This window comes from Paenibacillus dendrobii (genome assembly GCF_009807035.1).
Lineage (GTDB): Bacteria > Bacillota > Bacilli > Paenibacillales > Paenibacillaceae > Paenibacillus_AQ > Paenibacillus_AQ dendrobii.
The window spans coordinates 883064-894846 of the sequence record NZ_WUBI01000002.1; the positions used below are offsets into that span (position 1 = coordinate 883064).

Here is an 11783-nt window from a genome sequence, read left to right on the forward strand (position 1 = left end):
CCAGCTCAGATCATGCGTTCGTATTGCTGCCGTACACTTCAAACGCAGAAAGATTCGGCCACCACCGGGATTCGGCGATGTTCAGGCGCAGGTAGCGGCTGCTGACGGTGTCGAAGGCACATATTTTTTTGTATCCGACCACGGTCCCGTTATAAACGACCTTCCATTCACCGCCAATCTTGCATTCGAGCGTGAAGCGCTCGATCCGCTGGCTGTAGCGGTACTCCTGCAGGATCACGCGGTCGATGGTCTGTTCTTGGCCCAGATCGATCTCAATCGAGGCCTGCTCCGTCCCCGGATTCGGTGCCCAGAACGAGTCGCGGCTGCTGTCCACTGCCTGCTTCGCTGCATGCCCTTCGGCCGCTTCTGACGCGCTGGCTGCTGCGTTCTCCGCCAGATTGATACGGTAACGACGCTGAATGGCATCTCCCAGTTCCTGCAGCCTCCGTACGTCATTCTCATGAATAAGTCCGCGACGGTCCGGCGGCAGATTCAACAGGAATGTCGCATTACCGCCGACAGATCCTTCATACACATGCAGAAGCTCCTCCAATGATTTCACCTTGTCGTCCTCTGATGCATGATAGAACCATCCCGGACGGATCGACGTGTTCACTTCCGCCGGATACCAGATCAGCTTCTGCGCTTCAAGGATGATCTCCCTGCTGCCCAGATCCTCGTCTTCGGAACTGTGTTTACGGGCAAATTCACGGTCATCCTCCTGCTGAGATTTTTCGTGGATTTTCTCATTGTCCTGAAGCGAAGCAGGAACGACGCTCCATTCCGATTCCCGGCAGTGTCCCGCTTCATTCCCGCACCAGCGGATATCCGGACCGCATACGGAAATGCTGGCTCCCGGCTGAAGCTCGCGGATCAAGGCATAGTATGCATCCCAGTCATAGACCTGGCGTTTGCCGTTAGGTCCTTCCCCGCATGCACCGTCAAACCAAACGCAGAAGATGTCTCCGTATCCGGTCAGCAGCTCGCGCAGCTGGTTTTTAAAATACTCGTTATAAACGTCGGAATCGCCGTATGTAGGCTCATGCCGGTCCCAGGGAGATAGATAAATGCCGAATTTGATACCGCCTCTGCGGCAGGCATCGGATACTTCCCGGACAATGTCTCCTTGCCCGTTCTTCCATGGACTATTCTTGACGGAATGCTCTGTATACTTGCTCGGCCATAAGCAAAAACCGTCATGATGCTTGCAGGTCAGGATCAGGCCCTTCATCCCGGCCGATTTAACCGCAGCAACCCACTGATCCGCGTCAAGCTCAGCAGGATTAAAGATCGCCGGATCTTCCTCGCCCGTCCCCCACTCTTCATCGGTATATGTATTGACCGTAAAATGAATAAATGAATAAAACTCCATTTCCTGCACGGACAATTGTCTTTCCGTTGGCTTTACCTGTGCCGCATATTGAATCTTTTCATTCATCGCTGAATCCTCCCATTGTGTGTTTGACACGTTTGTATCTTATTTACATTCTCCCAGAAAAACAGGATACCTGCTGCATACCGCAGGTATCCTTCATTTCATCCATTATTGTTTCAGCGCCTTTTGATAAATCGCCAGGTACTGCTCCAGCTGGAGACCCTTGAACCCGGCGAGGTAGCTGTCCCAATCCTTGTCGATATCCTTGTTGCCCGTTACGAATTGCGCAAGATTCGATTTGACATAGTCCGAAAGCGTCTTCTGCATTTGAGCTACCGTAAGCGCATCCGCCGGATCTACGAAGGTGTCGGACGGATACACCACTTCAGGTTTGGCGAACGGTTCGTATTTTTTGGCCGCCAGCCATAAACGGTATTCATAAGCGCCATTCCCCAGCGGATCGGCTGGCGCCACAAAGGATTCGCGGATTGAATTCAGCATCTGCATGGTGCCGAGCTGCCACCAGTAATCATCCGGTTTGGTCTCTCCACTGGCTGAGGCAGGCTTGGAAACCACTTCGTATTTTGCCTGTTTGCCGTTATAATCGAGCTGACTGCTGTCAGCCTTTTTCCAGCCTTCCCCTTCAAAGCCCCAGGATTGCATGACCGTCCCCTCTTCAGACCAGAGGAAATTCGCCAGCTTGATTGCTGCAATCTGCTGCTCCTTGCTAGCCTTGTTCGTAATCACGAACTGCCCGTCGCCCGCACCAACGCTATATCCGGCAAGCTGCACGCCATCCGGCCCTTTCAGTGGCGGAACGACATCGTAATCCTTATGCCTTGGATGGGAATCATCCACCGCGAAAACGCTGCTGATCAAGGCGTAACCTACAGCCCCCACCTCGGCGTCCGGCTTATTGGCCATCTGCTTCACCGCATCGTTGTTTTGGGTAAAGACGCCCTTGTCCATCAGTCCTTCCGCAAACAGCTTCCGCAGGTATTTCAACCCTTCCTTCCATTCCGCCTGTGCCGGAGCAAACATAACCTTGCCGTCCTTTACGGTTAAATAATCCGTGCCATTGTCATAAATAAAGGCGTTCATCAAGAATGTATCGACCCCGCCGCCCCAGACATTATCCGAAGTTGAAGTTGTAAAAGGAACCTCATCCGCCTTGCCGTTGCCGTTCGGGTCTTTCTCTTTGAAGGCCTTCAGGACATTATAAAATTCATCCGTGGTCGCCGGCATGGTCAACCCGAGCTTTTTCAGCCAATCCGTATTGATCCACATTCTTTGTCCATAAGTACAGTGCAGACATTCATTCAGCTTGGGAATCGCGTAGATGTTGCCGTCCGGTGCCACCATTCCTTGCTTCAGGTAAGACACGCTTTCCATCGCTTGTTTAATATTCGGAGCATACTCGTCGATCAAATCGTTTAACGGGAGAAAGGCGCCTTGCTGTCCGTATTTGATCTGATCCGCTTTGGATATTCCCGCATTCATAATGACGGCGGGGTAATCTCCGCTGGCCAGCAGAAGCAGCTTTTTGTCGCCAAAAGCAGCATCCGGTACGGTATTCCAGTTGAATTTGATGTTCAGCTTCTCCTCGATATACTTGGATAGCTTATTGACGTCCAGGTTCTCAATGCCTACATTTTGCGGTGCAAATACGGTCAGCGCTGCCGGTTTGTTCGGATCGCTTGAAGAAGCCCCGGCATCTTCCTGCTTCTTTTGGGAACTGCCGCATGCAGATAATACTAGAGTTAAAATCATCATGATACTGATTCCGATGAATGCCCGTTTTTTCAAAGAATCTCCTCCTTATTGAATAATGTTCTCACTACTCCCCTGATTAAGGACTTCACGCTTCAAAACGTCCGGCACACACCTCCTTTAAGAAATCACCCCGAATAAATCAGTCAGCCCTTAAGTGATCCGATCATGACACCTTTGACGAAATGCCTTTGAACGAACGGATAAATGATCAGAACCGGAGCGCTCGAAACGACGATCAGGGAATACTTAAGCAGATCCTTCAATCCCTGCTGGACCAGCAGGCTGTTCACATTCGTCAGCATATCGGAATTTTCCGAATTCAGGATCAGAATGTTCCGCAGGAAAATTTGCAGAGGGAACATGCTGCTGTCCTTCAAATAAATCAATGCGTTAAAGTAGGCGTTCCAGTGTCCGACCGCGTACATGAGAAACAGCACAGCCAATATTGGCTTCGAAAGAGGCAGCACGATCCGCAGGAAAAATCTCATGTCGCTGCAGCCATCCATCTCCGCCGCCTCGGCCAACTCCTCCGGAATCGACTGGAAAAAGGTTCGTGCGATAATGACCTGGAAAACGGCCAGAGCCCCCGGAATGATCATCGCCCATCTTGTATTCACCATGCCAAGGGATTTGACCAGCAAATAATTGGGAATCAGGCCCCCGTCGAAAAACATTGTGAAGACGATCAGGATCATGATGAGGCCTCGTCCATAGAAAGTTTTGCGGGCGAGCGGATAGGCGAGCATCACGGTAAAAGCAACATTGACCAGCGTACCCACAATGGTGTAGAAAAACGAATTGCCGAAACCCACAAGAATATCCGAATTTTGGAATACAGCCTTGTAGCCTACAAGGGTGAAGTCAACCGGCCAGAGCCACACTTTCCCCGAAGTGACCGCCGAAGGCGAACTGAAGGAAGCGCTTAAAATATGCAGCAGCGGAAACAGGATCAAGATCAGGACAATAGATAGAAAAATATAGACGATGCTAAGAAACAATTTGTCGGTGACCGATTCCTTTATTAATGTTTGGTTCAATACATATCCCTCCTTACCACAAGCTGTTGGATGAAATCTTTTTGGAAATGAAATTCACCAGGATCAGAAGAACAAAGTTAATTACAGAATTAAACAATCCGATCGCTGCCGAGAAGCTGAAATTGGCTCCCAGAAGGCCAACCTTGTACACATAAGTGGAAATGACCTCCGACGTATTCTGATTCAGGGGATTTTGCATCAGGTAAATTTTCTCGAATCCGAGGCTCATCATCTGCCCCAAGTTCAGGATCAGCAAAATAACGATGACCGGAATCAAGCTTGGAATATCGATATTGATGATTTTTTGAAACCGGGACGCTCCATCCACCTTAGCCGCCTCGTATAAATCCGGATTGACACCGGACAGGGCCGCAATATAGATGATGGCACCATAACCCGTAAACTGCCACACATCGGAGAAAACATATATCGTTTTAAAAAATCCAGCTTTGCCCAAGAAATCGACCGGCTCCATCCCGAGCGCCCGGAAAGCATTGCTCAGCAGTCCCACATTCGGGGATAAGTTCACAATCAGGATCGACACGATGACCACCGTCGAGATGAAATAAGGAGCGTAGGTCACCATTTGAACTGATTTTTTGAATATGCCGTTTCGTATTTCATTGAGGGCAAGCGCCAGGATGATCGGTGCGGGAAATCCGATGGCCATGCCGTAAAGCGATATTTCCAGCGTGTTCTTGAAATACTGCCAGAAGAATGGAACCTCAAACAGCTGTTTGAAATATTTCAGCCCGGCCCATGGACTTCCGAGTATGCCCTGCACGACGTTGTATTCCTTAAAGGCAATGATCACGCCGAACATGGGAATGTACTTAAAGATAATGATGTAAAGCAAAGGAAGAAAGACGAGCAAATAAAACTGCCAATGCTTCATGATCTTCCGGCCTGCGCTTGTCCCCGCCTTCTTCCGCGGGGTAATCCGTTCAGACGGATTCGGCGGAACCGCTTTGCTGCTTGTCACTTCCATACCTGCCGACTCTCCTTCGCGTTTTGTTGCTTTTCATGTTATAGGCAGGCATTGCATTCGTACAATATGCATGTTTCTCAGAACCAACTTATTTCCATGAGAGCCGTGGATGTAGCGAACACTGGCAGCTTCTGCCCGGTAAACTTTTTTCTCAGGCAAACCTTTTTCATTCCCTTTATCCCCTTGAGAAAACAGCAAAAAATCCCGCAGGAAACATCATCCGGCGGGACTTACTGATTCAGACGGCAGCCCAGACAACCAGCTGCTACAGCGCGGTCATATCTCGATTTTCCCGGATGACTTGATCACGATATTCACCCGGAGACAAGCAAACGATTTTTTTAAACATGCGTCCGAAAGATATGGCATTCACATAACCGACTTCTTCGGCAATCTCCTGCACCGTAAGATCGGTTCGAGCCAGCAAATCCTGAGCATAGCCGATTCTGAGTTCGATCAGATAATCCACGAATTTCTGTCCGGTTTCCTCTTTAAACAACTTGCTGAGCGTCTTCGAAGGCAGGCTGAACCGGTCGCTTAACAAATCAAGACAAAGATCCGGATTCGCAAAATTCAGGTCCATGTACTCCCTCACCCTGCGAATGGTCTCCGAATGGTTCCGCGTCTCCTGGATTTGCTGAAGTTCGCCGTAAAACCGTCCCAGCGCCTCCTCGAAGCCTGTCTCGACCTGCTCAAGCGTATCCGATACCTGAACTGCCTCCTGCAATAAAGACCGTCCTGCATGTTCCCACAGCTCCTGGTATTCCTTCGTCATTTTATTCATTTCCCGCCCGATGGAGTAGATCAAGTAATCCGCAAGGCTTAAAATATGGTCGCTGCTCAATAGATTCTGTTCGATGCTGCGGATCAGCGTCTTGTATTTTTCCCGCCATTCTTCTTTTCCGAGCCTGAACGATTGGGCTATCGAATGCACAAGCTGAAAATAATCGAACATGCCGCCATGCTCTTCCTTCTCGAGAAGATCATAGAAAATAATACGGTTATCCCCCAGAATCATTTTATATTTCAAGGCCTGCTGTGCCTGAGCATAGGAATCGGGAATTTCAGAGAAGCTAGAGGCCGTGCCCCCCGCACCAATCGTTACGGTGAGCTTCAAATGCTCTTCCACCCATCTCCTGGCGTGATCCAAAATCTCCGCAATCTGATTCCCGGGCTCCTCGACTTGCAACAGAACGCCCAGCGCGTCATTCGAAACCCATTCAGACCACGCGAAACTGCCATGCTCCTGGGCCGTTTCCTGAATGACGCTCTTCAGGGCAAACTTCATCAAATACTGATCCTGCTGGGTGAACAAACTGCAAAACTGAGCGTATTTATCCATTTCGACGACGCAAGCAACCTGGCGCTTCGCAAAATCATTCAGCTGCATCGTATTCCGCATGGCTTCCCATTCTTCGGGTCTTGTGAAATGCTGCCCTTCCATCAACTGCTGAAACAGATACGCTTTCTTCACGTGAAGATCCTCGCGGTATTGCCGTTGATAGCTGTTGGATTGCTCAAGCATCTGATTGATGGCTGTCTGGAGAAAAGTAAATTCATCCTGGCCGTTTCCATGCAACAGGGTCGTCGCCTTGTTTTGCGAAAACTTCTGCACCTGCGTAACGATCTGCTCGATCGGCCTGTAGTTTTTTTTGGCAGCGTACACAATCCAGGCAACTCCGGCTAATATCATCAGTATCCCCAGCATGAACCAAATATTGTACAACTGATTGGCTACGCTGAACCACTTCCCGTTCATCAGACCACTCTGATATTCCCATCCGGTCACGGGAGAAATGGCACTGGAAACGATATTTTGCTTTTTTGCCGCCTCATTAATGGGAAGAATGTCCCTCCCGCTCTCGTCAAGAATATGAATATAGCTGACATCCTGACTATACATGCTTGCAATCGAATTATTGATGGCATCGGCAGATACGTTGACGACCAAAAAACCTTGGCCCGTTTTGAGAAAAGGGGCTTTTAGCGCCAATGTGACGACCCTTTTGGGTCCCTTGATGCTGAATTCTTCAAAATTCCTGACACTGGTCCAGCCGACATCCTTCATCTCTTGATTGATGTACGGCCTAATAAAGGGGTAATCCGGATAGTCCCGTAGGCTCGAGCTTGTCGCGCTGCTCAAGATGAAGCTGTCCTTGGTCCTGACGAAATAAATGGAGTCGACCAGCGGATACGCGTTCTTGAAGCCATTCATAAACTCCACAAGCTTAATATTCATATAGTAATCATTTTGCGTGCCTCGATTATAAAAAGCGGATATATCCGTATTTTTCAGCATTTTTGTCATCAACATCTGCTCAATGGTTTTGAGGGAGGCGTCAATGGAACTCATCGCCTGCAATAGAAGGGTCTCGTTCGCCTTCACGGCTTCCTTGCGGCTCTGATCGCTCAGGAGCTGAAAAAACACGAAAAAAATAAAAGATATGACAATGAAAAAAGCTGGCATGTACGAAAAAAGCTGGCGATAAAACCATTTGCGGCTTTGCATCGGCTCCCTCTCCTTATGATGGTTATTCTCTTCCGGGAGTTTTCCTATATGGTGCACATTCGTTCCCAGAGGAAGCTTCAATTTGAATAAAACGCTTTCATTTTACTTTTCATATTATAACATCCCAATCCCTGGAATTCATTAGTGCCATAGTAGGCAAAAAAACACCGCAGACAAAAATATAGCTCCGCGGTGTTTCTTTATTCTGATTCAGTGAAATTTTCAGATTACGGCAAACCTGTTATTTTCCGATGAGCTCGCCATTTTTCATGATAAGTTCATCATCCAAGTAAACATACGGTTTGCCGACAACGCAATCGATGTGAACACCAGCCGCAACCGTTCCGCCGAACGTGTTGTTGCTGCCAAATGCCACATGGATCGTGCCGTATACTTTCTCGTCTTCCAGAACGACGCCGGTGATTCTCGCCTTTTCATTCGTTCCGATGCCGAACTCCCCGAGAAATCTGCCATCGCCGTCTCCCAGCATCTGCAGCAGCTTGCTTCCTTCTTCGCCGCCTTCGGCAGCCACAAGCCGCCCATTCTCAACGCTCAGGACAATCGGGCCCGCGAGTTTGCCCACGCCGGCAATCGAACCGTCAACGACGATCTGTCCTGCAGCTGAGCCTTCTACGGGTGCGATATAAGCCTCCCCTGATGGGAGATTTCCAGATTGTCCCGGTTCCAGATACATGCCCGTGCTTGGCACGCCGTCGCGTCCCTCAATGGAAAACTCCAGTGAACGGCCCTCTTTCTCGATCCGCACCTTGCGGGCTTGGGTTAACATGCCCGTGACTTTCTCCGTGAGCGCCTTAACCTGCGTATAGTCGGCGGCAATCGCACCTTCCAGGAACATGTCCTCCGTGATCCCCGGCATCGTGGCAACGCGAGCTCCAGCCGCTGCCGCTTGCTTGCGTGCCTGTGTATGCGTAAGCGAATGCTTCGTAATGCACACGACGGCCTGTGCGTTAACCATAGCTGCAGAAACGGCCGCAGGAGGCTCCTCTCCGGACTTGCCGCGCTCCTTCATCACCATCAGCATTGCCTCTGCCCCCAGGCGTTTTCCCGCTTCATAAAGCGATTCTGCTAGTTCTTTCCGGGTGTCGTCAGTAACGACCAAAAAGGTTTCTCCGGATTTGAGTCCGAGGCAATCCACCAGTGTTTTCATGCTTATTTCAATGATTTTTTCGCTCATCTTTTCATTAGCTTCCTTTCATTTAAGAAATATCCGATACCGGCCGAATTATATCATTTCTGACACGATTTTAGCCATAAGAGCATTCGATAAGATGACCGGAAGGCCCGCCTCTGCGGCGACAAGCTCCCGTGCCTCTTCCGTATACCCCATGCAATCGAGCAGTAAAATATCTGCCTTATCCTTCAACTCGCTTGCCGCGGCTTGAAAATTCCCTTCGTTGAATATATACGGAGAGGCAACGGCAAACAGTGGATCAAGTCCATGCGGCTCATATTTCGGCCTTAAAGTTACCTTTTGTTCATCAAGCGGAACGATGACGCCCAGCCTCCTGCTTCCCACCATCGCTTTTACAACCGGGGGAATAATATGATCTGGCTCGATCAGAAAGGCCTCTTTCGTGTGTAGACCCGGAAATACACCCGTACATAGCAGCAAAATGTGCTTCACGCCTTGATCTTCCATCTCGAATATTTTATTTTGCAAAATAGGCTGGATTTTATTCCGCCCCATTTTGACGGATTGACCGGTTGTTAAACGTGAAGTCAACGTATAGTCATCTTCCCCTGGCTGTAAATGAGCGTCGATATATGCCTTGGTCAACCCATCCAGCACACCTGATTGAATGATTTGTACCCGCTTTGGCAAATGCGCCTCCAGAATCGGCGTGACATCCTTACGTGGCGCTTGGCCAATGGTGATAACTCCCAGCTTCGTCATCGATGATCCTCCCCCATGCCCTCATTTAACTGAACCATGCAAGCTTGAATCTTTCATTTCGTGAACGATTTTTCCATACGGATAGCTGCCAAAAAGGGAAGAGAACTTACGCCCCTTCCCTTTCTTATTTATTTGCCTTGGACATGACCTGCGGTTTGCAAAGTTTTCATGGATCCGTAAAGCTTGTTAATCCGTTCAAATTCTTCTTTATCGTAAAACGCGCATGTTCCTTCCGTTACTTCCTTGGACGTTTCTACGGCGAACCGGACTGCCGCCGCAATATCGACTTCATGGCTGGCTCCCGTGCCGCAGCCCGGTACGGTAGACTGCGCCGTAATCGCAACGCCGACCACCGGTGCATCGGTTGCTACAGCAGGCTGCAGGATCGAGTTGATATGATACAAGTCGTTGCCGTACGGCGTGATATCCTGCATCGTAATCGGGAAAGTCACCGGCAAAAGTCCTGTGGTCATTTCCATGATGCGCAGCAGGTCTTCGCTAACCCGCAGGATATAGCCTTCTTTGACGGTAGGCGAGATGGCGAAGCCCTTGTGATTGATCACGCGGTTGCCCTTGGTCGTATCAATGGATAGGACAGCCTCCATCTCGGGCAGAACCTCATGGGTATTCATCGCGCCGATATCGACTGGCGAATCCATAAAGTCAACCGGCTCATGCGGACGGGTCGGAGCATCCGGGCAAATGTGGGTCGTTACGATGACATCACCCTTCAAACGGTCTCCCTTCACCTGCATGTCAGCCAGTTTCAGGGCAGAAGCAACGGCGGCTACCGCACCATCCGCATCCGAGACAAGCCCGATTCTGCTCGGACGGGCACCAATCCCGCCGAGGCGTCCCACGATACCGAAGGTCGGAGCGCTGCCTCCTTTCGCCTTGCCATCGGTTCCCGGGATCAGAATTTTAATAAAATCGGTGCTGCCCTTTTCACCCGTCACTTCTTTGACTTCGATGCTAACATCCGGATAGCTGCCAAAGAGCTCCCTTACCTTTTCTCCGCTTGCATTCGCATCGTCCAGCGCGTCCAGCGCGATCATCGTTTGTTTAAGTGTCATATCTTCCGATACCTCCATTTTCTAGCTAGTCTGAAATCGTATGCCCTGTATAAGTCAGAAAATATAGTCCAACACCGGTTTCTTAATGATATCTTCGACAGGTTGCATTAACTTTCTGTTGTTCATCGTACTGCTGAGAAGCAATTTCTCTTTCGGCACAACAATGACTGCAAGCTGTTGTCCTTTCTCGAGGGCGGCCGTAACGACCGGTTTTGCCGTCTTGACATCAAGCGTCATCATCAGATCCGGGAACGTCGCGTAACGCTCTCCGCCCTTTTCCAGGGTCATGTATTCGTTCCAGAAAGTCATCTCGAAGCCATCGATCTGTACCGTTCCGACATCGAAGCCCCCGGTTGTTTCAAGCTCGAACTCCGTTACTTCCCCGCACGCCACAACTCGTCCTCCGAGCTTTGTAGCGACGTCAGCGATGGCTGCTTCCCCGTGTGCGCCGAGCAGCGTTTCGCCCACTTCAATCGCCTGCGTGATTGCTCCAGGAGCTCCGTTCATTCTGGCATAAGCAGCCGTCACCGGATTTCTCGCTACCGCAACCAAGCCGCCCGCTTCGACGGAGGCCTTGCGGATCAGCGAAGCTGCTTTTCCTAGCGACCCCGAAACGCTAAACTCGAGGTAGTTCTCGCCCTTGCCGCCGATCGCCGTTTGATGGGACACGTAGTCCTCGACTTCCGTCAGGTTCATCGCCCCCATCGTTCCAGTCGGATGAGCCCTGCCATTGCAGGCAAAATCCACCAGCGGAATGCCGGTCATGACGGATTGCAACCAGCCGTTTACCGTCGTTCCTGCCCCGTTCTCGTTCGTATGGATGGCAGAGATTGGCTTGCCCAACCCCTGTGCCAGCATTTCCAACGATCTCGCGTAATGAATAGGCTTCAAATATTTATCCTTCGCTCCGGGAGCTCCGACAAGAGATACCGTCACGAATGTATCTTCGTTCGCAAATTCATCAATCGTATGCAGTACCGGCTCTCCCAGTTCCAGAGCCAAGCGGCCAATCTGGAGGCCTTCTTCGATCCAGCCTCCGCCGCCACCGCCCAATACGGCGCCGCCGAATACGGCGCTTTTCATCATTCCTTCGTCCAATTTGATTGTTGCCAT

9 protein-coding genes are annotated in these 11783 nt (G+C 50.2%); all 9 read right to left on the reverse strand.

Annotated features, from left to right (window positions below; translation table 11 throughout):
* Window positions 1–10 precede the first annotated feature (10 nt).
* On the reverse strand, window positions 11–1438 hold the full coding sequence (locus GRF59_RS17755; RefSeq protein WP_160499011.1) for an alpha-L-fucosidase: 1428 nt from the start codon (window positions 1436–1438) through the stop codon (window positions 11–13).
* 105 nt (window positions 1439–1543) lie between these two features.
* Window positions 1544–3148 carry an ABC transporter substrate-binding protein gene (locus GRF59_RS17760; protein ID WP_423802966.1) on the reverse strand — a complete coding sequence of 535 codons (1605 nt, stop codon included), beginning with the start codon at window positions 3146–3148 and terminating at the stop codon, window positions 1544–1546.
* A gap of 143 nt (window positions 3149–3291) precedes the next feature.
* Window positions 3292–4185, reverse strand: coding sequence for a carbohydrate ABC transporter permease (locus GRF59_RS17765; RefSeq protein ID WP_160499013.1), 894 nt, complete (start codon window positions 4183–4185; stop codon window positions 3292–3294).
* A gap of 13 nt (window positions 4186–4198) precedes the next feature.
* Window positions 4199–5173: an ABC transporter permease gene (locus GRF59_RS17770; RefSeq protein ID WP_160499014.1), complete on the reverse strand. Its 975-nt coding sequence runs from the start codon at window positions 5171–5173 to the stop codon at window positions 4199–4201.
* Window positions 5174–5438: 265 nt separating this feature from the next.
* Window positions 5439–7682: a helix-turn-helix domain-containing protein gene (locus GRF59_RS17775; RefSeq protein ID WP_160499015.1), complete on the reverse strand. Its 2244-nt coding sequence runs from the start codon at window positions 7680–7682 to the stop codon at window positions 5439–5441.
* A 241-nt stretch (window positions 7683–7923) separates the two neighbouring features.
* Window positions 7924–8877, reverse strand: a complete 954-nt coding sequence (locus GRF59_RS17780; RefSeq protein ID WP_160499016.1) for an aminopeptidase — start codon at window positions 8875–8877, stop codon at window positions 7924–7926.
* A gap of 48 nt (window positions 8878–8925) precedes the next feature.
* On the reverse strand, window positions 8926–9597 hold the full coding sequence (locus GRF59_RS17785; protein WP_160499017.1) for an AroM family protein: 672 nt from the start codon (window positions 9595–9597) through the stop codon (window positions 8926–8928).
* Window positions 9598–9725: 128 nt separating this feature from the next.
* Entirely contained in the window at window positions 9726–10670 is a 945-nt protein-coding gene (locus GRF59_RS17790; protein WP_160499018.1) for a DUF1177 domain-containing protein, read from the reverse strand.
* Window positions 10671–10724: 54 nt separating this feature from the next.
* Window positions 10725–11783, reverse strand: a complete 1059-nt coding sequence (locus GRF59_RS17795) for a DUF917 domain-containing protein (RefSeq protein ID WP_160499019.1) — start codon at window positions 11781–11783, stop codon at window positions 10725–10727.

Bases quoted from the DNA above. Each gene is read 5' to 3' on its own strand.
- GRF59_RS17795 (WP_160499019.1), bottom strand. From the start codon at position 11,783: ATGGCAACAATCAAATTGGACGAAGGAATGATGAAAAGCGCCGTATTC.
- GRF59_RS17770 (WP_160499014.1), bottom strand. From the start codon at position 5,173: ATGGAAGTGACAAGCAGCAAAGCGGTTCCGCCGAATCCGTCTGAACGG.
- GRF59_RS17775 (WP_160499015.1), bottom strand. From the start codon at position 7,682: ATGCAAAGCCGCAAATGGTTTTATCGCCAGCTTTTTTCGTACATGCCA.
- GRF59_RS17785 (WP_160499017.1), bottom strand. From the start codon at position 9,597: ATGACGAAGCTGGGAGTTATCACCATTGGCCAAGCGCCACGTAAGGAT.
- GRF59_RS17760 (WP_423802966.1), bottom strand. From the start codon at position 3,148: ATGATGATTTTAACTCTAGTATTATCTGCATGCGGCAGTTCCCAAAAG.
- GRF59_RS17790 (WP_160499018.1), bottom strand. From the start codon at position 10,670: ATGACACTTAAACAAACGATGATCGCGCTGGACGCGCTGGACGATGCG.
- GRF59_RS17780 (WP_160499016.1), bottom strand. From the start codon at position 8,877: ATGAGCGAAAAAATCATTGAAATAAGCATGAAAACACTGGTGGATTGC.
- GRF59_RS17755 (WP_160499011.1), bottom strand. From the start codon at position 1,438: ATGAATGAAAAGATTCAATATGCGGCACAGGTAAAGCCAACGGAAAGA.